Raw genomic sequence first — 21,887 nt, forward strand, 5'->3', positions numbered from 1 at the left:
TCAGATGTCTGACTTTTCAATGAATATCGACGCTGACGGCGTAGCTGTGATCACATGGGATACCGTTGGCAAATCCATGAACGTGATGAACCAACAAGGGTTCGACGATCTGGACAAATTGATCGACGAAGTGCTGTCAAATGACGCCATCAAAGGCGCTGTGATCACATCTGGCAAAGACGGCTCCTTTGCAGGCGGGATGGACCTGAACATCATCTCCAAGATGAAGGAAATGGCCGGCGATGATCCTGCCAAGGGCCTGTTTGAGGGGCTGATGAACACCCACGCCATGCTGCGCAAAATCGAACGTGCTGGCATGGAGCCCAAAACCAACAAGGGCGGCAAACCGATTGCTGCAGCCCTGCCTGGCACAGCACTTGGTATCGGGTTCGAGATCCCTCTGGCCTGCCACCGCATCTTTGCGGCAGACAACCCAAAGGCGAAAATCGGCCTTCCAGAAATCATGGTCGGCATCTTTCCGGGCATGGGCGGCACAACGCGGGTCACACGTCTGCTCGGCGCCATGGGGGCCTCACCTTTCCTGCTGGAAGGCAAGCTGAGCAATCCGCAAAAGGCCAAATCTGCAGGCCTGATCCACGAAGTTGTGCCTGCAGATGAATTGCTGGCCAAGGCCAAAGAATGGGTCTTGTCAGAACCCAAGATCGTCAAACCATGGGACGAAAAGGGCTACAAAATGCCCGGTGGCGCGCCCTATCACCCTGCTGGCTTCATGACCTTCGTTGGGGCATCGGCAATGGTTAACGGCAACACCAAAGGCGTCTACCCCGCCGCCAAGGCGCTGCTGTCATCGGTCTATGAAGGCGCGATGGTCGACTTTGACACCGCCATCAAGATCGAGGCGCGTTGGTTCACTAATGTGCTGATGAACCCAAGCAGTTCGAACATGATCCGCAGCCTGTTCATCAACAAAGAAGCGCTGGAAAAAGGCGCTGTCCGCCCCGCTGATGTGGACGATCAAAAGGTCACCAAAGTCGGCGTCATGGGCGCGGGCATGATGGGGGCTGGCATCGCGCTGGTGTCGGCTATGGCTGGCATCGAAGTGGTGCTGATCGACCAAAAGCAAGACGCCGCAGACAAGGGTAAAGCATATGTCGAAAGCTATCTGGACAAGGGCATTTCACGCAAGAAAACAACGCCTGAAAAGAAAGATCAGGTGCTTGGTTTGATCACGGCGACCACCGATTATGACGCGCTCAAAGGCGCTGATCTGATCGTCGAAGCCGTGTTCGAAGATCCTGCGATCAAGGCGGAGGTTACCAAAAACGTAGAGGCCGTTGTGGGCGAGGATTGCATCTTTGCCACCAACACATCGACCTTGCCGATCACTGATTTGGCCAAGGCCAGCAAACGCCCTGAACAGTTCATCGGCATCCACTTCTTCAGCCCCGTTGAAAAGATGATGCTGGTCGAAATCATCAAAGGCAAAGAAACAGGTGACCGCGCAGTTGCCAAGGCGCTGGACTTTGTGCGCCAGATCAAAAAGACGCCGATCGTGGTTAACGACGCGCGGTTCTTCTATGCCAACCGCTGCATCATCCCCTACATCAACGAAGGCATCCGCATGGTCGCCGAAGGGGTTGAACCCGCACTCATCGAAAATGCGGCCAAACTGGTGGGCATGCCATTGGGGCCGCTGCAACTGGTCGATGAAACCAGCATTGATCTGGGCGTCAAAATCGCCAAGGCCACCCGCGCCGCGATGGGGGATGCCTATCCCGATGGTGCCGTGGATGACGTGCTGTTCTGGATGGCCGACGAAGGCCGTTTGGGCCGCAAATCCAACAGCGGCTTTTACACCTATGACGCGAAAGGCAAACGCGGTCTGCTTTGGGAGGGTCTGAGCGCGAAATACCCCGTCGCCGACGATCAGCCCGATTTGCAAACGGTGCAACACCGCTTGTTGTTCGCCCAAACGCTCGAAGCCGTGCGCGCCCTCGAAGACGGTGTTCTGATGGACATCCGCGAAGGCGATGTGGGCGCGATCCTGGGATGGGGCTTTGCACCTTGGTCGGGCGGGCCGCTGTCGTGGCTTGATATGATCGGCGCCCCCTATGCGGCTGAGGTCTGTGATCAACTGACCGCAGAATTTGGCGATCGGTTCAGCTGCCCTGATCTGCTGCGCGACATGGCCGACAAAAACCAAAGCTTCTACGGACGCTTTGGCGGCGAAAAGAAAGCGGCCTAAAACCTGAAGCTCCAGGGTGCAGCCCCGCCGCAATCGGTGGGGCTGTGCCGTATTTCATGCAGACCGGCGCAACACCACCGTGCGCAGGTGCTACCTGCCGTTAACCATTGTGCGGCATAGTGTTACCCAAGAACGTTCTTATCCAAATGGTCCCACAGGCGCGCAAGCGTCGTTCCAGTGAACCAAGGTTTGGCATCCTTGATCTTGACCGCACACTCCCTTTGGCAGGCCTGCCGATCACATTCATACAAACCCCGTTCCACCCGATATCGCAAATGCCAGCAGGCTTTGCGCGCAACAGGCTGTCCAAAAAGAAAACGCCCCGCGATGAAATCGCAGGGCGCTCCCGTCTGTCGGGTATCCAAGTGTGACGCGAAGATCCCCAGACGGACCTGAATTAGGCGGCGGCGCGAAAGCCGTGTTGGGCGGCGGCAGGGCGGCGCGATTGATCTTCGATCAACAGGCATTCAATCAGATCATCTGCCTGCTCAACGCTCAGCGGCGTGTAAAGTGGCTCTTCTGCGCCACCAAAAAGGTCGCTCACAAAATCGGTGCCGCGGGGGCAGAAAAACAACGCGCCGGAATTGGCAAACACCACCTCGTCTTGCGCAAAGACCAGCTCGATCACGTCAATTTTTTCATGTGGGAACGACCGTTGAATGCCGCGGAAGCCTTCCAAGGCCGCCGCAGGGATCAACGCAAAAGGATCCCCAAAGACTTGCTCGGCCGTGTCGCTTTCCAGCAAAACATGCTGCTCGGGTGCCATCCACATATCTTCGCGGTTGCCCAATGCGCCAGCTGGCACAAGCATGGGCCACATGTGATCGGGGCAAGGACGCGCACCTGACCACAAAACGCGGCGGCGCACTTCGATCACCGTCTGCATGCCACCGTCAAAGGTCAGAACCTTATCGCCGGCAACCACGCCTTCCACAACGCGCCACCCCGTTGGGGTTGCCACTTTCGTGCCGCCAACCAAACCGGTGGTCGAGATCATCTCGGACCCGTTCCATGCGCCCGAACGGTCGCTCATATCCATTGTGGCAGTCTTATCGGCGCGAAAGTTGAACATCTTATGTCCCCGGTGTCGGCCCAGATTGTCTTGGGCGGTGTTTCGTTTGCGTTGAAACCATATGGGGTGATTCCAAGGGCGCTCCTTGGTCCGAAAAAAGGCGCAAATAGGTCATTGATGCGCCCAAAGCTGGTAAACAGGGGGTTAACGAAAAGATTGAAGCCAATTTGGCGACAATTTTAGGTGTTTTCAGAAGGAATAGCCAAACCGCGCGATATCTTCGGCACAGGCTTGCGCGATGGCATTTTGTGAGTCGCGGGTAAAATAGGGTTGGTAGTCCCCGCCGCGTTTCGAGGCATTGGCCCTTGGAACATCCAAGCCAAACCCCAGATGGGCCTCAAACGGGGCAAGGTCCTGGGCAAGATGTTCGAGACGCACAAATGCATTGCACCGCTCTGCCCCGTTTGTATCCGTCACATATGCCCCGAATGGATGGCTGCGAAAACTGGTTAACGTCTCGTCCGACGTGATAAAGCGTTCAAACGTGGTCGCCTTGGCCTGCCACACGGCGGGGTGGGCAAAATCCTGTTCGCGCAGCCAATGGTAATAACTGACAGCGCGGTCCCACGGGTTGCGCACCAGCGTCACGATAAATGTCTGCGCCAGATCTTCCGGCGTGATCAGCCCATCAATATCGCGCAGGGTGCTGTGCTTCCAAAGCCGCCCTGCCACCTGCAGGCTCTTTTGCCGTTTATGCCGCGCCTTGGCCTTGGGGGTGTCGCCCACGATGACATCATCGGCCATCGCACGGTCCTCAAGCGCAAGTGTCAGCGCCGTGCCGCCCGTTTTGGGCGCGTGGACAAACAGGTATTTGCGCCCCTTGGAATAGATCATGCGGGCACCTGTGCCGCCCGACTGCGCAGCGCAATCACCGCGCCCGTCACAATGATAAGGGCGATGCCAAGCAACCCCAGTGGCCCCAAAATTGTGCCGAACATCACATAGGTCGTGATACTGGCAAAGATCAGCAAGGTGTATTCAAAGACCGATACATATGTCGCTTCTCCGATCAGATAGGCCTGCATGATAAGCCCGATCCCCACCAAAGACACCAAGGCCTGCGCGATCAAAATCCACCATGTCTGCGCCGATGGCCACACCCAAGCGCGGCTCAGGTAGGTATCGCCTGCATTCATCTGGAAATAGACCGAGACCAGTGCCGCCACCACGCCGATCATCGTCATATAGGTCCACAGCAACGACAAGGCGCTTTCGCCTTCGCACCATTTGCGTGTGGCCAGATTGCCGATGGCGTAACAGACCCCCGCGCTCATCGGGATCAGGTTTTCCCAACCAAAGGCACCCACGTCGGGTTTCAGCACAAGCAAGCAGCCCGCAAACCCGCAAAGCGCCGCGATCAGGCGCACATGTCCGATCTTTTCACGCGACCAGATGGCATTGATGAACACCATCAAGACAGGCGCGGTGAACAGCCCTGCCGCCACCACAGGCAAGGGGAAAAACCCAAGCGAGCCGAAATAAAGGATCATTGCTGCGGTAAAAAACACATTGCGCGCCACGACCCATCCAATGCGCTTGGGCCACATGATCCAGCCGCGCCACAGGGCGACGGCCCAGACAAACCCCACCGCGATGGTGCTGCGCACCGTGTGGAATTGCCACAGGCTGATCTCGTCCGAGATATAGACGATGAAATTGTCGATCACGCCAAGGATCGCCATTCCGGTGATCATGAATCCGATTGCGGGTAAATTTTGGTTCATGGCGCTATCCTTGGCCTCTTGCATTGTGCGACGCAAGCGCCATAGTCAAAAGTCAGACATTTGAAGGGGAGGTTTGCAAATGGGCTGGATGCGCGATGAAACGGGTCTTGAGAAATCACCTGCCAACCATGTGCCACTGACACCGCTGTCGCATTTGCGGCGCGCGGCTGCGGTTTTTCCGGACACCACGGCCGTGGTCTATGGCCCGCACCGCAAAACCTATGCCGCGTATTACGAACGCTGCACGCGTCTTGCCTCGGCCCTCGTCAAAATCGGCATCAAACCCGGTGATGTGGTGGCCACCGTGCTGCCCAACATCCCCGCGCAGGTTGAGGCCAGCTTTGGCGTGCCAGCCTGCGGCGCCGTTTTGAACACCATCAACACGCGTCTCGATATTGATACGGTTGCCTATATCTTTGACCACGGCGAGGCAAAAGCCGCGCTGGTCGACAGCCAGTTCCTGCCAATGGTGATGGAAGCCATCGCCCGCATGGAAGGCCCTGCCCCCCAGATCATTGAAGTGCCAGATGACCACGCAGGCGTGCACGAAATTGGCGAACAAATCGCCTACGAGGCATTCCTTGAAACAGGCGACCCCGATTTTGAATGGATCATGCCCCAAGATGAATGGGAGAGCCTGTCGCTGAATTATACGTCAGGCACCACGGGGCGGCCCAAGGGCGTGGTCTATCACCACCGCGGCGCCTATCTGATGACGATGGGCACGCCGATCACATGGCAGATGACCCTGCGCCCGCAGTTCATGCAGATCGTTCCGCTGTTTCACTGCAACGGCTGGAACCACACATGGATGATGCCCTTGCTTGGTGGCACCGTGCATTGCTGCCGCGATATTTCGGCCAAGGCGATCTATGACGCGATTGCCGACGAAGGGGTCACGCATTTCGGCGGTGCGCCGATTGTGCTGAACATGATCGTCAATGCCACGGACGCCGAACGCAAACCTTTTGATCACACGGTGCAGGTGTTCACCGCAGGTGCGCCGCCCGCCGCCGCAACTTTGGCCGCGATTGGCGAGATGGGGTTCAACGTCACCCAGGTTTACGGGCTGACCGAAACCTATGGCCACGTCACCGAATGTCTGTGGGACCCCAACTGGGGGACGCTGCCCGATGCCGAACAAGCCGCAATCAAAGCACAACAAGGCGTGGGCTTTCCCATGCTTGAAGGGCTTGAGGTCTGGGACGAACACGGCCACCCCATCACCCGCGACGGCACCGCACAAGGCGAGATTGTCATGCGCGGCAATACGGTAATGAAAGGGTATCTGAAAAATCCCAAAGCGACCGAAGAAGCCTTCAAGGGCGGCTTTTTCAATTCGGGCGATATCGCCGTGCAACATCCCAACGGCTATGTGCAGATCGCTGACCGCGCCAAGGATATCATCATTTCGGGGGGCGAAAACATCAGTTCGGTCGAAGTGGAAGGCGCATTGATGCACCACCCTGCCGTGAATCTGTGCGCCGTGGTCGCCAAACCCGATGACAAATGGGGCGAGGTGCCATGCGCCTTTATCGAGCTGAAAGACGGTGCCCACGCCGATGAGGCCGAGATCATCGCCTTTACCCGCGAACGCCTTGCAGGGTTCAAAACGCCCAAGCGTGTGGTGTTTCAGGAATTGCCCAAAACATCGACGGGCAAAATCCAGAAGTTTGAATTGCGGACCTTGGCCAAAACGCTGTGACACCGCGCATGAAAATTCGTATTTTCGCAGGGCGCAAAATAAGGTAGTCTGATAAAAAAGGCAGAGCAGCCAAATCAGATGACCGCCCTTAAAGAATACGCCCTGCTGGAAAGCACGGGTCTGTGGCGCGCCACGAAAGAGGCGCAGCGCCGCGAGGTGATTGTGTCTTTCGGCGATGCCTCTTTGGTCATCAGCGACACCGCAGATCGCATCCTTTCGCATTGGTCGCTGGCCGCCATCACGCGGCTGAATGTCGGCACGGACCCTGCGATTTTCACCCCCGATGATGCCGGCGACGAGCAGCTTGAACTCACCGACGAGACGATGATCAACGCCATTGAAAAGGTGCAAAAGGCCATCGAAAAATCGCGCCCCCACCCGGGCCGTTTGCGGTGGGCTTTGCTGGCAGGCTCTGTCGCGGTTGTGGGGTGGGTCGGTCTGTTCTGGCTTCCCGATGCGCTGACACACCATACGCTTTCAGTGGTGCCAGAGGTCAAACGCGCCCAAATCGGGGCGCAACTGGAAGATCACATCGGGCGATTGGCCGGACCGCCCTGCGCGCTGCCCGAAGGCCGCCGCGCCCTTGCGCAACTCAGCCAGCGTCTGGAGCTGTCGGCGGTGCCGATTGTCCACAAAAGCGGGCTGCCCGACACTCTGCAGCTTCCTGGCGGGCAAATCCTGATCAACGCCCCCGTCATCGAAGATTTTGACGATGTGGAGGTAACGGCAGGGTATCTGGTGGCCGAAACGCTGCGCAGTGATGGTGCCGACCCGCTGGAGCCGCTGTTGCGCTTTGCGGGCTTGCGCCAGACCTTTCGCCTGTTGACCACAGCCAGCATGCCCGACGATGTCTTGCGCCGCTACGCCGAGGCCTTGGTGAAAACCACGCCCGCGCCCTTGCCGATGGACAGGCTACAAACCGCGCTGGCACAGGCGGGTGTGGGCAGTGCGCCCTTGGGCTACGCGCTAGATCCAAGCGGCGAAACGACATTGCCGCTTATCGAGGCAGACCAAGGCACCCGCCGCACCCTTCTGAGCGATGGTCAATGGATTGCCCTACAAGGGATCTGTGGCGCATAGCCCGCCAACAGAAACGGCCGCGTCCCTTTTGGGATCACGGCCGCCACCTGCACTAACGGGTTGATCTATTTGCGGAAAAACGCATCCGAGAACCCTGCCCGACGCGCGGCTTTCAACGCGTTGTTCAGGTTGGATTGCTTGGCAAACGGGCCTGCCAGAACGATCTGATAGGTCTTGCCGCCTTTGGTGTATTGACCAATGCGCGCGGGCAGCCCTGCCGATTGCAAACGACGCGCGGCTTTCTGGGCATTGGCAGGAACCCCGAAGGTGCCAACCTGCACAAAGCGGTGGCTTGCCCCTTGCGCCGTTGGGCGTTTGGGTGCGGAGGGGGCAACGACTTTGCGCTGCACTTTGGGTGTCTTGGTCACTTTGCGCGGGGCCACGGCTTTGGTCGATACCCGTGGTTGCACGACCTTTTGCTTGGAGGCCCGCACACGTTGGGTAATTTTCGCGGGCCGTTCGGTGGGCTGCACGCCTGCGCGAATTTGCGTGGTCAGATCCGTGTAGGGATAGACCAGATTTGGATTGGCCGCCGTTACATCACGCCCCGAGCTACGCTCGATCAAGCGGCGCGGCACTTCTTGTGTCCAGACCAGATTTGTCTGCGCACGGCCTGCCAGCGTTTCAGCACCGCGCAGCGGGTTCAGCCGATCATCATCCCAAACAGGCTTGTAACCAGGGGGCGGCGCAATTTGGGCGCGGCGCTCTGGCGAATTTGGCGTGATGCGCACCGTGCCATTGGCGCCCGGCTGACGTACTTGGCGCACAACACGCTGCTGTGGCGCAGGCGCTGCGGTGGCAACGCTGCGGGTGTTGGCTTTGCCCACAATGGTTGAAGGGTGGTTGGCTTGCGGTCCGCACCGCACTGGCAGGTTTTTCGTGCCGCGGTTCACATATTTGGCGCTGACGGCCGAAAGGCCTTGGCAAACAGGTGTCGCAGGTGCTTGTGGTGTCGCCACGCGTGCGGTTCTTACGGGGGCTTTTTGCACAGGTGCTTTTTTAATGGGGGCCGCTTGTTTGCGCACGACTTTCGGCGCGGGCTTGGCTGGCAGGGCCGCAGTTGTGCGTAGCGGCTGGTTGGCTTTGGGCGCGCTGCTAATTACGCGACGCGGCTTGGGGGCTGCGGCAACACGCGGTTTTGGCGCGGGGCGTGCGGCAGGCTGTGCTTTGGGCTTCGGTGCAGCAGCAACGCGCGGCGCAGGCTTGGGCGCAGGTGCCGCCTTTGGTGCGGGTGCGGCCTTGGCGACGCTTGGTTGAAAGCCGCAGATGATCTTGCGTTGACGGTTGACGCGCGGCACCCAAGTGGTGTTGCCGCTGATCCCCGCGCGAATGAAAACGCAGCCGTTGCTATCGACATATTGGTTGCCGGAAAAAGAACTGGGCGGAAACTCGGCTGGCACGGTCGCATTGGTATTGCGCAAGGTCTGCGCGGATACGGCCGTTGTCGCAGCGAGTGCCAGAACAGCTGTCAGCGTTGTCAGTTTCGAAACAAACATATGTGCCCCCACAAAATATGGGGCAAACATGCAACAATGACACAATTAAGTAAAGAGATTTTACCCCTTATTTTGTGCCAAACATCCTGTCGCCCGCATCCCCTAGACCTGGCACAATATATCCATTGTCATTCAACTGTTTATCTACAGATGCAGTGTAAACGGGCACGTCCGGATGGGCGGATTTCATCCGCTCGATGCCTTCGGGCGCGGCCAGCAGACACAGAAAACGAATGTTTTTCGCGCCAGCCTGTTTAAGTTTGTCAATCGCGGCCACCGACGAATTGCCCGTCGCCAACATCGGATCAACGGCAATCACCAGCCGTTCGTCCAGCGCATCGGGCAGGTTGAGGTAATATTCCACAGGTTCCAACGTCTTTTCATCACGGTAGAGTCCGACAAAACCAACACGCGCTGGCGGGATCACCTCAAGCATACCATCCAGCAGACCGTTGCCCGCCCGCAAGATCGACACAAGCGCCAGTTTTTTGCCGGCAACCATGGGCGCATCCATTGGCCCCATCGGGGTTTCAATCGCCACCGCCTCTAACGGCAGATCGCGCGTCACCTCATAAGCCAGAAGCTGGCTGATTTCGCGCAGCAGTTGACGAAATTGCGCAGTGGGCGTCGCCTTATCGCGCATGATCGACAATTTATGTTGCACCAAAGCATGATCGACAATGGTTAACATGGTCTAGGCTCCTGTCTTGAGGCGTTGGGCAATCATCGCGCGGGTCGTGTCATCGCAAAACGCAGCCCTCAAAGCGGTTTGATTGATCTGGGCGAAATCGTCGTCCTGCCAGCCGAATGTGTTTGCCAACATCTGGTATTCTCGGGACATCGTGGTGTGAAAAAACGGCGGATCATCGGTGCTGACCGTGACGGCGACACCGCGCTCGCGCAGCTTCTGAATTGGATGTTCTGACCAACTGTTCACCACGCCCAGAGCCACATTGGATCCAGGGCAGACCTCCAGCACGATGCCATCTTCGGCCAGCCGATCACACAGCGCGGGATCCTCAATGGATTGCACGCCGTGGCCAATACGCGACGGGCGCAGGGCGTCCAAGGTGGCCCGCACCTCTGCCGCGCCGCCCCATTCGCCTGCATGGCTGGTGATGCCAAGCCCCGCCTCTCGCGCGCAATCAAAGGCCCATTTGAAATCGGCAGGCGTGCCAACGGTTTCCGCCCCGCCCATGCCAAATCCCGTGACCCAATCGCCCGCTGTTTCCGCCGCGCAGATCGCGGTTTCGCGTGCTTTTTCAGGACCAAAGTGGCGGATGCAGGTCACAATCCCGCGCAGGGTGATCTGCGGCTCCATCGCCTCTGCGGCCTCTGTGATCGCGGCAAGATAGTCACGCCACGCCCCCAGATCACGCCCGCCGCAAAAATCGGGCGACAGGAATGTTTCGGCATAGACAACCCCATGTGCCGCGCATTCTTCCAAAACGGCGGTGGTTAGCCGCGCGAAATCCTGCGGCGTTTTCAAGGCTTCTGTCGCGGCTTCATACACGCTCAGAAACTCGGCGAAATCCTTGTAGGCGTAATGACCGTTTTCATCAAACACCCCGTCAAGGCGCAGCCCCTTTTCTTGTGCAAGCCCGCGAATGAATGCGGGCGGTGCGGCGCCTTCGATGTGAAGGTGCAATTCCAGTTTAGGTGTATCACTCATCTAAAATCCTTTCCTGCGCCGCGGTCATCCAACCCCAGATGTGCTGCGATGGTTGCGCCGACATCGGCAAAGCGCACCACGCCGATGCTGTCTCCGATGGGGCCAATCACGGGCACACGTTCACGGGTGTGATCGGTGCCGCGCCATGTGGGGTCATTGCCGTGATCAGCCGTTAAAATGAACAGATCGTCGTCGCGCAGCTTGGACGTTACACGCGGCAGTTGCGCGTCGAACCATTCCAGATGCCGCGCATAGCCTGCCACATCGCGGCGGTGGCCAAAATCGGTATCGAACTGCACGAAATTGGCGAATGTCAAGCTGCCGTCAGGAATATCCGCAACAGCCGTTTCCAAATGATCAAACAGCTCCGCATCATTGCCCTTGTGACAGCCGTCAAAACCGCGCATCCCGAAGATATCGCCAGTCTTTCCAATGGCTTGCACCGCACGCCCCTGCGCTTTGGCCCAATCGGGCAACACAGGTTTGGGCGGCAAAAGCGCGAAATCCTTGCGGTTGCCCGTGCGTGTGAAAGAGCCCTCCTGGCCCACAAAGGGCCGTGCGATCACGCGCCCCACTTTGCGCGCATGCAAGATGGGGGCCAGCGCCGCGCATAGATCCATCAAACGTGTCAGGCCAAAATGGTCCTGATGGGCCGCAATCTGAAACACGCTGTCGACCGAGGTATAACAAATGGGCCAGCCCGTGCGCAGATGCTCGGCCCCCAACTCTTCGATGATCGTGGTGCCGCTGGCGTGGCAGTTGCCCAGAATGCCGTCTACGCCTGCGATTTCGCAGACCGTTCTGGTCAGCGCGTCGTCAAAGGCGGGGACGGTGTTGGGAAAATAGGTCCAGTCAAATGGCACGGGCAGACCCGCCAAATCCCAATGGCCCGATGGTGTATCCTTGCCGATCGAGGTTTCAGTGGCCGCACCCCAAAGCCCCGTGGGGTGCGCCGCAAGGCCGGGTGTTTCATCGCCCGATGCAAGGCGGATCGCAGCGCCAAGGCCCATCGCATCCATATGCGGTACATTCAGCGGACCGCGCCGCCCCTGATCGGCCTGCCCCGCCGCACAGGCCTGCGCAATATGGGCCAATGTGTTGGCCCCTTCATCCCCGAAATCCGCGGCATCAGGCGCACCACCGCAGCCCACAGAATCCATCACGACCAAAAAAGCACGCGCCATCAGGTGACCCTTTTGTAAACGGTTGGGGGCAGTTGGGGAGGCTCCTCGCCCAGACCAAAGGCCTGCTGGATGACCGCTTGGGCCGCGTCGGCATCGGCCTCGCTTCGGGCGTGCAACATCAAAAGCGGCACGTCTGCATCAACGAAATCCCCAAGCGCCGCGATATCGGACAGCCCCACAGACGGATCAATTCGGTCGCGTGCCTGCTTGCGGCCACCGCCCAATTCAACAACCAGCTGGCCCAAGGTGTCTGCCGCGATTTGCGTGACATAGCCTGCATGTTTCGGGCGTATTTCACGCATCACAGGCGCGCTTGGCAGACGGTCCTCCCACCTGTCGACAAAATCACGTGGCCCGCCCATCGCGGCAATCATGCGCCCAAAGACTTCCGCCGCATCGCCGTTGTAAAATGTGTCGGTGATTTGATCGGCGGCGCTGTCGGGGTCATCGGCCAGACCTGCGCCCGCCAAGACCTCGCCCCCCAAAGCACCTGCCAGATCGGGCAGGTCATGGTCCACCCCATCGCCTGTCAGCGCGTGCATGGCCTCGGATATTTCCAGCGCATTGCCAATGGATTTGGCCAGCGGTTGGTTCATATCGGTGATCAGCGCCGTGGTTTTGCAGCCTGCGCCATTTGCGGTGTCCACCAAGGACGCGGCCAGTGCCTCGGCCTGTTCCATCGTTTTCATGAAGGCACCGTTGCCCAGTTTGATGTCCAGCACCAGACCGTCCAACCCCGCAGCCAGTTTTTTGGACAGGATCGACGCCGTGATCAGCGCGTTTGAGGTCACCGTCCCGGTCACATCGCGCACCCCGTAAAGACGTTTGTCGGCGGGCGCGATTTCATCAGTGGCGCTGACAATGGCGCAGCCAACCTCGCCTACAATACGGCGGAACTTGGCTTCGGGCATCTGTGTGCAAACGCCGGGGATTGCCTCAAGCTTATCAAGTGTGCCGCCCGTATGGCCCAAACCGCGGCCCGAAATCATCGGCACATAGGCCCCACACGCCGCCAGAGCGGGCGCAATCAAAAAGGAGGTGCAATCGCCCACGCCCCCCGTGGAGTGTTTATCGACAACAGGCGCATCCAGTTGCCAGTCCAGCACTTTCCCGCTGTCGCGCATCGCCGTGGTCAGGGTCAGGGCTGCAGGCGCGTCCAAACCGTAGATGCACACCGCCATCGCAAAAGCCCCTGCCTGCGCATCGGTCAGGTTGCCATCGGTTAAACCATTAACAATACTTATCAATTCTTTGCCTGTCGGCACGTGGCCGTGGCGGTATCTGTCAAGGATGGGGCCAAAGGCACTCACGCAGGATCACTCCATATGGCTGGCGTCAAACGCACCAGGCAAGAGTTGCTCAAGCGTCATTTCCAGCGTCTTACCGTCGGTTGTTCCCATGGTCACAACCACATCTGCTGCGCCAAACTCGCGCAATTTCTGGCGGCATCCGCCACAGGGGGGCACAGGGCTCGGGCTGTCGGCGATAACGGCCACTTCTGTAATCTGTCCCTGCCCTGCCGCCACCATCGCAGCCAATGCACCGGCCTCGGCGCAGGTGCCTTCGGGGTAGGCCACATTTTCGACGTTACAGCCCACAAAGACATCGCCTGCCTGCGTGCGCACAGCCGCACCGACCTTGAAATTCGAGTAGGGCGCATGGGCGTTGTCGCGCACCGCCCGCGCCGCATCCATCAAAGACATCGCGCATCCTTTCACAGTTTCACGGCCAGCTTAGGCCAGCATGCAGGCAGGTGAAAGCCTTGTTGAACTACGGCCCGAAGGGTGATTTGCATTATCGCGCAAAACGCGAAACTGTTTGTGACAAAATGCGCTTTCGCTAGCGCGTGAAAAATAGTTTAACGTTAAACAAAATGTAGAAACGCGGGCGTTGGGAGGCGCAGGTATATGCCGGAAAATACAAAAACGACGGGGACAACCCTGCGCGATGCGGCCCTGCAATACCACAAATTCCCCAAGCCCGGAAAACTTGAAATCCGCGCCACCAAGCCGCTGGCCAACGGCCGTGATCTGGCGCGCGCCTATTCTCCCGGCGTGGCCGAGGCCTGCATCGAGATCAAGGAAAACGCCGATACCGCAAGGGATTACACCTCGCGCGGCAACCTTGTTGCTGTTGTGACCAACGGATCAGCGGTGCTTGGCCTTGGCAATATTGGTGCGCTGGCCTCCAAGCCCGTGATGGAGGGCAAGGCGGTCTTGTTCAAAAAGTTCGCCAACATCGATTGTTTTGACATTGAACTAAATGAACCCGACCCCGAAAAACTGGCCGATATCGTCTGTGCACTGGAACCCACCTTCGGGGCCATTAACCTTGAAGATATCAAGGCGCCCGACTGTTTTATCGTTGAAAAGCTGTGTCGCGAGCGGATGAACATCCCCGTATTCCACGACGACCAGCACGGCACCGCCATTGTTGTGGGTGCCGCTGCGAAGAACGCACTGCATGTGGCGGGCAAACGGTTTGAGGATATCAAGATCGTCAGCACAGGCGGCGGTGCGGCGGGCATCGCGTGTCTGAACATGCTGCTCAAACTGGGGGTGAAGCGCGAAAATGTCTGGCTGTGCGACATCGACGGGCTGGTCTATCAGGGGCGCACCACCGAGATGACACCGCAAAAACAAGACTACGCCCAAGACAGTGATTTGCGCACGCTGGATGATGTGATCGCAGGGGCGGATATGTTCCTTGGGTTGTCGGGCAAGGATGTTCTGACACCCGAAATGGTGGCCAAGATGGCCAAGCAGCCGATCATCTTTGCGCTGGCCAATCCCAACCCCGAAATCCAGCCCGATGTCGCCCGCAGCGTTGCACCCGATGCAATTATCGCCACGGGGCGCTCTGATTTTCCCAATCAAGTCAATAACGTGCTGTGTTTTCCCTTCATCTTCCGCGGTGCGCTGGATGTGGGCGCGACCGAGATCAATGACGCGATGAAAATCGCTTGCGTGGACGGGATTGCCGAACTGGCGCGCGCCACCACCAGCGCCGAAGCCGCCGAAGCCTACCGCGGCGAGCAGCTGACATTTGGTGCCGATTACCTGATCCCCAAGCCCTTTGATCCGCGCCTGATGGGCGTTGTGGCCAGCAGCGTGGCACGTGCGGCCATGGAAAGCGGCGTGGCCACGCGGCCCCTGCCCGATGTGGACCAATACCGCGCCGATCTGGACACCTCTGTGTTCAAATCCGCGCTGATCATGCGGCCTGTGTTCCAAGCCGCCAGCACCGCCGCGCGGCGGATTGTCTTTGCGGAAGGCGAGGATGAGCGCGTGTTGCGCACGGCACAGGCCCTGATCGAGGAAACCACCGAAACCCCCATCCTCATCGGTCGCCCCGATGTGATTGCGCGTCGATGTGAGCGCGCGGGATTAACCATAAACCCCAAAATCCTGCAGATCGTTAACCCTGAAAATGACCCGCGATACCGCGACTATTGGGGCACCTATCACAGCCTGATGGCACGGCGTGGTGTGGCCCCCGATCTGGCCCGCGCGATCATGCGCACCAACACCACCGCGATCGGGGCCGTCATGGTCCACCGCGAAGAAGCCGACAGCCTGATTTGCGGCACATTCGGGCAGTATCTGTGGCACCTCAATTACATCGAACAGGTCCTTGGCACATCTGATCTGCACCCCGCAGGGGCGCTGTCGCTGATGATCCTGGAAGACGGGCCGCTGTTTATTGCCGATACGCATATTCACGCCATGCCAACGCCTGATCAGATTGCGCAGACCGTGCTTGGGGCGGCCCGCCACGTGCGCCGCTTCGGGATTGAGCCGAAGGTGGCGCTGTGTTCCAGCTCTCAGTTTGGCAACCTCAACAGCGCGTCAGGTGAAACGATGCGTGATGCGATGGCGCTTCTGGATGCGATGGGGCTGGACTTTGAATACGAGGGCGAGATGCACACCGACAGCGCCCTTGATCCTGAATTGCGCGAACGGTACTTGCCCTGCTCGCGACTGCAAGGCGCCGCCAATGTGCTGATCTACGCCAATTCGGACGCCGCGGGTGCGACGCGCAACATCCTCAAGGCCAAGGCCGGCGGTCTGGAAGTGGGGCCGATCCTGATGGGCATGGGCAACCGCGCCCATATCGTGACGCCGTCGATCACGGCGCGCGGGTTGCTCAACATCAGTGCTTTGGCAGGCACGCCAGTGGCGCACTACGGGTGATACCAAAGGACATGGATTTTCGAAAATCCATGTCCAAGCGCTTTTGAAAGCGCTTGTCACCGGCAATACCTGACTCTTTTTGTTGTCATACGCGCAGCAGACGCCCCGCATACGCTAGGCCATACATGGGTTGGCAGGGTGAAAACGGTAAAAAATTTGCAAAGTTGCTAGGCGGGCGACGGGATTTTGCAAACTCTTCGCAAGTTTGCAAATTCACATAAAACAAATTGCGAAGTTAGCGCAATCAGACGCACCAACGCCTCTTGCGCCCTGCCCCCTGCACGCGGTTAATACGCCCAAGGATGGAGGACGCCCCAATGACATATGCTGATACTTACGCCGCTTGGAAAAACGACCCCGAAGGGTTCTGGATGCAAGCCGCAGACGCGATTGATTGGGACCAAAAGCCCTCAAAAGCCTTGTTTGACGACAATGCGCCGCTGTATGAATGGTACAACGACGGCATGGTCAACACCTGCTACAATGCGGTGGACCGTCACGTTGAAAACGGGCGCGGCGATCAGGCAGCGATCATCTATGACAGCCCCGTCACTGACACAAAACAAACGATTACTTACGCAGAGCTGCAAACCCGCGTGGCCAGTCTGGCAGGCGCTTTGGCGGCCAAAGGCGTCGGTAAAGGCGACCGCGTTTTGATCTATATGCCCATGGTGCCAGAGGCGCTTGACGCCATGTTGGCCTGTGCGCGCATCGGCGCGGTCCACTCGGTTGTCTTTGGTGGCTTTGCCAGCCATGAACTGGCCGTGCGCATTGATGACGCCCAGCCCAAATGCATCATCGCCGCCTCTTGCGGGATCGAGCCGAACCGCGTGGTCCACTACAAACCTTTGCTGGATGGCGCCTTGGCCGAGGCTAAACATAGCGTTGATTTTTGTGTCATCTTCCAGCGCGACCAAGAGATTGCACAGCTGACCGAAGGCCGTGATGTGGATTGGCACGCCTTCCAAAAAGGCGTCGCCCCTGCCCCATGTCTTGCGGTCGAAGGCAACCATCCCGCATATATCTTGTATACCTCAGGCACCACAGGCGCCCCCAAGGGCGTTGTGCGGCCCACTGGTGGGCATCTGGTTGCGCTGAACTGGACGATGAAAAACATCTATAACGTTGATCCTGGCGATGTGTTCTGGGCAGCGTCTGATGTGGGGTGGGTCGTCGGCCACAGCTACATTTGCTATGCCCCCTTGATCCACGGGAACACCACGATTGTGTTTGAGGGCAAGCCCGTTGGCACCCCCGACGCGGGCACCTTCTGGCGGGTGATGTCAGAACATAAAGTCAAAAGTTTTTTCACCGCGCCAACGGCGTTCCGTGCGGTTAAACAACAAGACCCCCAAGGCGAACTGGCCAAGCAATATGATTTGTCGCATTTGCAAGCGATCTACCTGGCTGGTGAACGCGCCGATCCTGATACAATCGAATGGTTGCAGGATATGACAAAGCTGCCGATCATTGATCACTGGTGGCAAACGGAAACGGGCTATGCCATTGCGGCAAACCCTGTTGGCCTTGAATTGTTGCCTGTCAAACTGGGCTCGCCCACTGTGCCGATGCCCGGTTATGACGTGCAAATCCTTGATGATGGCGGCCACCCTGTCCCCGCAGGGACGCTTGGGGCGATTGCTGTGAAACTGCCGCTTCCCCCGGGCACGCTTCCGACCCTTTGGAATGCCGAAGAAAGATACCTGAACAGTTACCTCAACGCCTTTCCCGGGTATTACGAGACAGGGGACGCGGGCATGATCGACGAGGACGGATACCTGTATATCATGGCGCGCACCGATGACGTTATTAACGTCGCGGGCCACCGTCTAAGCACAGGCGCGATGGAAGAGGTTCTGGCAGGCCACAAGGACGTTGCGGAATGTGCCGTGATCGGTGTCAGCGATGCTTTGAAAGGCCAGATGCCCCTCGGATTTTTGTGCCTGAACGCAGGTGTCACGCGTGATCATAGCGAGATCATCAAAGAGGTTGTGACCCGTGTGCGCGACCAGATCGGCCCGGTGGCGGCCTTCAAGCTGGCTGTCGTGGTAGACCGCTTGCCCAAGACGCGTTCGGGCAAAATCCTGCGCGGCGTGATGGTCAAGATTGCCGATGGCCAGGACTTCAAAATGCCTGCCACCATTGACGACCCCGCCATTCTGGACGAGGTGAAAACCGCGCTGCAAACGCTCGGCTACGCAAAGTAAACTGGACAAATCAAAGGCGCGCATCATCTCAAATCGCATGTTACGCGCTTTTCTTTTCGCAGTGATGGTCCCCACCATGAGCCACGCAGATACATTGATTGATGACTTTTCGGGCGGCGCTGGAAGCCGCTGGTCGTATGTCAGCGATCAAGTCATGGGCGGCGTGTCGGAAGGGCAAGCCGCGCTGAACGCCGATGGATTTATCCATCTGACAGGTGAGGTCAGCACCGACAATAATGGCGGTTTCATCCAAGTGCGCCGCGATCTGGACCCGTTACCACAAGGCAGCACGGCCATTGTTTTGCGCGTCAAAGGGGATGGTCAGACCTATTACATGAACCTGCGCACCACACAGACGCGCCGCCCGTGGCACAGCTACCGCACATCCTTTGAGACGACGGGAGAGTGGCAGGAGGTTGTGATCGCGCTGGCCGATCTCGCCCCCTCGGGCCGCGGGTTCGACACACCGTTGGACATCACCAAAACGCGCAGCATCGGCCTTATGGCGTATGGGCGCGATCACACGGCAGATCTGAAAATCGCCGAAATATCAGTCCGCTAGGGCTGTAGATCACGCAAAGGTTTCGCCTCTGGGAAGAACTGGACGCCAAGAACTGGCTGATCCTCGACCAAGCGCCCGTCGGGGTATTCGCTGACCGCAACAATGCCCGCCCCGCGGCGGTAATATGCGCCACAGACGGTGCCGTAGGCTTGCAAGGTTTGTCGCAAGATTTCGGCCAGATCACGGTTTTCACCTGCCGTCAGGTTGCTGTCGACGGTGATGCCCACGTTTTTATAGTCGCCACACAGGCGTGCGCCATCGGGCGTCAGGTTTGCATCAATAGTGATGGTTGCGGGCGCAAATATGTTGGCCTGAAACTGCGAGCGCACGGCCACGGTGCCATCGCGGTTTTCCTTGATGGTCGAGACGACTTCGCAGGTATCGCTGGCGGCATCATATTGCGCACATTCATAGGGCTGCTTTTCGGACATGCGTAAAATCTCTTTGTAAGACACGGCCGTGTCTGGCGAAAAAGACGGCGCACAGGCCGCAAGTGCGGCAAGTGCAACAAATGAAAGGCCAAGCTGTTTCATGCAAATTGCTCCTGAATAAGGCGTTCTTCCAGCCCGTGGCCGGGATCAAACAAGATACGGTGCGCGATGGACGGTTCGGACCGGATTTCCACGCTGGCCACATTCAGCACACTGCGGCTGTCGGCATCGGCCATCACGGGGCGTTTGTCGGGATCCACCACATCAAAGCGCACCTTCGCTGTCTTGGGCAGCAAGGCGCCGCGCCAGCGCCGTGGCCGAAACGCCGCCATCGCGGTTAGCGTCAAAACATCGGAACCGATGGGCAGGATGGGCCCGTGGGCCGAATAGTTATAAGCTGTTGATCCCGCTGGCGTGGCCACAAGCGCACCATCGCAGACCAGTTCTTTCATGCGCAACGTGTCGTCCACATAGATGCGCAGTTTGGCCGCTTGCGGGCCTGCGCGCAAAAGCGAAACCTCGTTGATGGCCAACGCATGTTTTTCTGCGCCATCGACGGTGCGGGCTGTCATGGATAGTGGATTGACCACCTCTTCTTCGGCTGCGGCCAGACGATAGAGCAGATCACCCTCATGGTATTCGTTCATCAAGAACCCCACGGTGCCGCGATTCATCCCGTAGACGGGGGTATCAAGGCTTTGGGTGTTGTGCATCGTTTGCAGCATGAACCCGTCCCCCCCCAAGGCCACAATCACCTCTGCGGCGTCCAAATCGACGTTGCCATAGCGCGCGCTCAGCACTTTTAAGGCGGATTGTGCCACCTCGGTTTCGCTGGCGGCAAAGGCTATTTTGGGCGCTTGGGCCATGGGTTTTATCCTTGTTTCCCAAAGACATCGCCTGTGCGGATGCGAAACGCAAGACGCAGATGCGCGCAAGGACATGCGGTTTTCATAAAGAACATGGCGTTTTCGGGTCTTTTTCCGATAGGAAACATGGGTTAAACCCTCGCTCAAGTCATCATATTTTTATCAAAGGACGCTGCCATGAACGCCCCACACCGCGACGACGGCTTTTTCACCGAGACCTTGGAAACACGTGACCCCGCGCTTTACGCCGCCATGCAAGCCGAGCTTGGCCGCCAGCGCGACGAGATCGAATTGATCGCATCCGAAAACATCGTATCGGCTGCCGTTATGGAAGCCCAAGGCGGTGTCATGACCAACAAATACGCCGAAGGCTATTCAGGGCGCCGCTACTATGGGGGGTGCCAGCATGTAGATGTTGCCGAAAACCTTGCCATTGAACGCGCCTGTCAGCTGTTTGATTGCGGCTTTGCAAATGTGCAGCCCAACTCGGGCTCTCAGGCCAACCAAGGTGTGTTCCAAGCCCTGCTGCAACCCGGCGACACCATTTTGGGCATGTCGCTGGACGCAGGTGGCCACCTGACACACGGCGCCAAGCCCAACCAATCGGGCAAATGGTTCAACGCGGTGCAATACGGCGTGCGCAAGGATGATAACCTTGTGGATTATGACGAGGTGCAGCGCCTCGCCAACGAGCATAAACCCCAAATGATTATCGCAGGTGGTTCGGCCATCCCGCGCCAGCTAGACTTTGCAAAGTTCCGCGAAATTGCGGACAGCGTCGGGGCCTATCTTCTGGTCGACATGGCGCATTTTGCAGGTCTGGTGGCTGCAGGGCTTTACCCTTCCCCGTTCCCGCATGCGCATGTGGCCACGACCACAACGCACAAAACCCTGCGCGGCCCACGCGGCGGCATGATCCTGACCAACGACGAAGCAATGGCCAAGAAGTTCAACAGCGCCATCTTCCCCGGTATCCAGGGAGGGCCGTTGATGCATGTGATCGCAGGTAAGGCCGTGGCCTTTGGCGAAGCGCTGCGCCCCGAGTTCAAAACCTATCAGGCCCAAGTGATCAAAAACGCACAAGCCTTGGCCGATCAATTGATGTCAGGTGGTCTGGACATCGTCACAGGCGGCACAGACAGCCATGTGATGCTGGTGGATCTGCGCCCCAAAGGGGTAAAGGGCAACGCCACTGAAAAGGCGCTGGAACGCGCCCATATCACCTGCAACAAAAACGGCATCCCGTTTGATCCTGAAAAGCCGATGGTCACTTCGGGCATCCGTCTGGGCACGCCAGCAGGCACAACCCGCGGGTTCGGCGAACCAGAGTTCCGCCAGGTTGCCGATCTGATTGTTGAAGTGGTCGACGGCTTGGCAGCCAATGGGGAAGAAGGCAACGCAGCTGTTGAGAAAGCGGTGGCTGAAAAAGTCCTGACGCTCTGCGCGCAGTTCCCGATCTATCCCAACCTGTGAAACGTAAGGTGGATTT

General features: G+C 58.4%; 18 protein-coding genes. 7 read left to right on the top strand and 11 right to left on the bottom strand.

Translation table 11 applies throughout. From position 1 onward, the window contains the following. Nucleotides 1–4: 4 nt before the first annotated feature. Complete coding sequence (locus L1065_RS04530) at nt 5–2,206, top strand: 3-hydroxyacyl-CoA dehydrogenase NAD-binding domain-containing protein (RefSeq protein WP_237094241.1); 2,202 nt, start codon at nt 5–7, stop codon at nt 2,204–2,206. Nucleotides 2,207–2,603: 397 nt separating this feature from the next. Here L1065_RS04530 and L1065_RS04535 read toward each other — a convergent pair whose 3' ends face one another. The 3 genes from L1065_RS04535 to L1065_RS04545 form a co-directional block, all read right to left on the bottom strand. Continuing rightward, nucleotides 2,604–3,278, bottom strand: coding sequence for a Hint domain-containing protein (locus L1065_RS04535; protein WP_237094242.1), 675 nt, complete (start codon nt 3,276–3,278; stop codon nt 2,604–2,606). A 189-nt stretch (nt 3,279–3,467) separates the two neighbouring features. After that, nucleotides 3,468–4,112: a sulfotransferase domain-containing protein gene (locus L1065_RS04540; RefSeq protein ID WP_237094243.1), complete on the bottom strand. Its 645-nt coding sequence runs from the start codon at nt 4,110–4,112 to the stop codon at nt 3,468–3,470. After that, on the bottom strand, nt 4,109–5,002 hold the full coding sequence (locus L1065_RS04545; RefSeq protein WP_237094244.1) for a DMT family transporter: 894 nt from the start codon (nt 5,000–5,002) through the stop codon (nt 4,109–4,111). Before L1065_RS04545 ends, L1065_RS04540 begins: the two co-directional genes overlap by 4 nt. 79 nt (nt 5,003–5,081) lie before the next feature. Between L1065_RS04545 and L1065_RS04550 the strand changes: the two genes are divergently transcribed. Continuing rightward, nucleotides 5,082–6,707 carry an AMP-binding protein gene (locus tag L1065_RS04550; RefSeq protein ID WP_237094245.1) on the top strand — a complete coding sequence of 542 codons (1,626 nt, stop codon included), beginning with the start codon at nt 5,082–5,084 and terminating at the stop codon, nt 6,705–6,707. A gap of 78 nt (nt 6,708–6,785) precedes the next feature. Continuing rightward, nucleotides 6,786–7,787: a hypothetical protein gene (locus L1065_RS04555; RefSeq protein ID WP_237094246.1), complete on the top strand. Its 1,002-nt coding sequence runs from the start codon at nt 6,786–6,788 to the stop codon at nt 7,785–7,787. Between the two features lie 65 nt (nt 7,788–7,852). On the opposite strand, the gene L1065_RS04560 is transcribed toward L1065_RS04555, so the two are convergent. The 6 genes from L1065_RS04560 to L1065_RS04585 form a co-directional block, all read right to left on the bottom strand. Then, nucleotides 7,853–9,283: an SPOR domain-containing protein gene (locus L1065_RS04560; RefSeq protein WP_237094247.1), complete on the bottom strand. Its 1,431-nt coding sequence runs from the start codon at nt 9,281–9,283 to the stop codon at nt 7,853–7,855. Between the two features lie 67 nt (nt 9,284–9,350). Then, nucleotides 9,351–9,974, bottom strand: a complete 624-nt coding sequence (gene upp / locus L1065_RS04565) for a uracil phosphoribosyltransferase (RefSeq protein ID WP_237094248.1) — start codon at nt 9,972–9,974, stop codon at nt 9,351–9,353. A 3-nt stretch (nt 9,975–9,977) separates the two neighbouring features. After that, complete coding sequence (locus L1065_RS04570; protein WP_237094249.1) at nt 9,978–10,955, bottom strand: adenosine deaminase; 978 nt, start codon at nt 10,953–10,955, stop codon at nt 9,978–9,980. Beyond that, nucleotides 10,952–12,139, bottom strand: coding sequence for a phosphopentomutase (locus tag L1065_RS04575; RefSeq protein ID WP_237094250.1), 1,188 nt, complete (start codon nt 12,137–12,139; stop codon nt 10,952–10,954). The genes L1065_RS04570 and L1065_RS04575 overlap by 4 nt, the downstream gene beginning before the upstream one ends. Next, nucleotides 12,139–13,449 (bottom strand): thymidine phosphorylase, encoded by a 1,311-nt coding sequence (locus L1065_RS04580; RefSeq protein ID WP_237094251.1) that lies wholly within the window; start codon nt 13,447–13,449, stop codon nt 12,139–12,141. The genes L1065_RS04575 and L1065_RS04580 overlap by 1 nt, the downstream gene beginning before the upstream one ends. Before the next feature lie 6 nt (nt 13,450–13,455). Then, on the bottom strand, nt 13,456–13,842 hold the full coding sequence (locus tag L1065_RS04585) for a cytidine deaminase (RefSeq protein WP_237094252.1): 387 nt from the start codon (nt 13,840–13,842) through the stop codon (nt 13,456–13,458). Nucleotides 13,843–14,046: 204 nt separating this feature from the next. On the opposite strand from L1065_RS04585, the gene L1065_RS04590 reads away from it, so the two are divergent. From L1065_RS04590 to L1065_RS04600, 3 genes are all read left to right on the top strand, one after another. After that, a complete protein-coding gene (locus tag L1065_RS04590; RefSeq protein WP_237094253.1) occupies nt 14,047–16,332 on the top strand; it encodes an NADP-dependent malic enzyme in 2,286 nt (761 codons plus the stop codon). 317 nt (nt 16,333–16,649) lie between these two features. Next, a complete protein-coding gene (locus tag L1065_RS04595; RefSeq protein ID WP_237094254.1) occupies nt 16,650–18,539 on the top strand; it encodes a propionyl-CoA synthetase in 1,890 nt (629 codons plus the stop codon). A gap of 37 nt (nt 18,540–18,576) precedes the next feature. Next, nucleotides 18,577–19,101, top strand: a complete 525-nt coding sequence (locus L1065_RS04600; RefSeq protein ID WP_237094255.1) for a CIA30 family protein — start codon at nt 18,577–18,579, stop codon at nt 19,099–19,101. Here the strand turns inward: L1065_RS04600 and L1065_RS04605 are convergent. Beyond that, nucleotides 19,098–19,634 carry a hypothetical protein gene (locus L1065_RS04605; RefSeq protein WP_237094256.1) on the bottom strand — a complete coding sequence of 179 codons (537 nt, stop codon included), beginning with the start codon at nt 19,632–19,634 and terminating at the stop codon, nt 19,098–19,100. The genes L1065_RS04600 and L1065_RS04605 overlap by 4 nt on opposite strands. Next, the gene (locus L1065_RS04610; RefSeq protein ID WP_237094257.1) at nt 19,631–20,398 is read right to left on the bottom strand and encodes an NAD kinase; all 768 of its coding nucleotides are present in this window, start codon (nt 20,396–20,398) and stop codon (nt 19,631–19,633) included. Before L1065_RS04610 ends, L1065_RS04605 begins: the two co-directional genes overlap by 4 nt. Nucleotides 20,399–20,575: 177 nt before the next feature. On the opposite strand from L1065_RS04610, the gene glyA reads away from it, so the two are divergent. Then, complete coding sequence (glyA, locus tag L1065_RS04615; protein ID WP_255766052.1) at nt 20,576–21,871, top strand: serine hydroxymethyltransferase; 1,296 nt, start codon at nt 20,576–20,578, stop codon at nt 21,869–21,871. Nucleotides 21,872–21,887 lie beyond the last annotated feature (16 nt).

The sequence above is a fragment of the Nereida sp. MMG025 genome, from assembly GCF_021654165.1.
Classification (GTDB): domain Bacteria; phylum Pseudomonadota; class Alphaproteobacteria; order Rhodobacterales; family Rhodobacteraceae; genus Nereida.

Bases quoted from the DNA above. Each gene is read 5' to 3' on its own strand.
- L1065_RS04530 (WP_237094241.1), top strand. From the start codon at position 5: ATGTCTGACTTTTCAATGAATATCGACGCTGACGGCGTAGCTGTGATC.
- L1065_RS04535 (WP_237094242.1), bottom strand. From the start codon at position 3,278: ATGTTCAACTTTCGCGCCGATAAGACTGCCACAATGGATATGAGCGAC.
- L1065_RS04540 (WP_237094243.1), bottom strand. From the start codon at position 4,112: ATGATCTATTCCAAGGGGCGCAAATACCTGTTTGTCCACGCGCCCAAA.
- L1065_RS04545 (WP_237094244.1), bottom strand. From the start codon at position 5,002: ATGAACCAAAATTTACCCGCAATCGGATTCATGATCACCGGAATGGCG.
- L1065_RS04550 (WP_237094245.1), top strand. From the start codon at position 5,082: ATGGGCTGGATGCGCGATGAAACGGGTCTTGAGAAATCACCTGCCAAC.
- L1065_RS04555 (WP_237094246.1), top strand. From the start codon at position 6,786: ATGACCGCCCTTAAAGAATACGCCCTGCTGGAAAGCACGGGTCTGTGG.
- L1065_RS04560 (WP_237094247.1), bottom strand. From the start codon at position 9,283: ATGTTTGTTTCGAAACTGACAACGCTGACAGCTGTTCTGGCACTCGCT.
- upp (WP_237094248.1), bottom strand. From the start codon at position 9,974: ATGTTAACCATTGTCGATCATGCTTTGGTGCAACATAAATTGTCGATC.
- L1065_RS04570 (WP_237094249.1), bottom strand. From the start codon at position 10,955: ATGAGTGATACACCTAAACTGGAATTGCACCTTCACATCGAAGGCGCC.
- L1065_RS04575 (WP_237094250.1), bottom strand. From the start codon at position 12,139: ATGGCGCGTGCTTTTTTGGTCGTGATGGATTCTGTGGGCTGCGGTGGT.
- L1065_RS04585 (WP_237094252.1), bottom strand. From the start codon at position 13,842: ATGTCTTTGATGGATGCGGCGCGGGCGGTGCGCGACAACGCCCATGCG.
- L1065_RS04590 (WP_237094253.1), top strand. From the start codon at position 14,047: ATGCCGGAAAATACAAAAACGACGGGGACAACCCTGCGCGATGCGGCC.
- L1065_RS04595 (WP_237094254.1), top strand. From the start codon at position 16,650: ATGACATATGCTGATACTTACGCCGCTTGGAAAAACGACCCCGAAGGG.
- L1065_RS04600 (WP_237094255.1), top strand. From the start codon at position 18,577: ATGTTACGCGCTTTTCTTTTCGCAGTGATGGTCCCCACCATGAGCCAC.
- L1065_RS04605 (WP_237094256.1), bottom strand. From the start codon at position 19,634: ATGAAACAGCTTGGCCTTTCATTTGTTGCACTTGCCGCACTTGCGGCC.
- L1065_RS04610 (WP_237094257.1), bottom strand. From the start codon at position 20,398: ATGGCCCAAGCGCCCAAAATAGCCTTTGCCGCCAGCGAAACCGAGGTG.
- glyA (WP_255766052.1), top strand. From the start codon at position 20,576: ATGAACGCCCCACACCGCGACGACGGCTTTTTCACCGAGACCTTGGAA.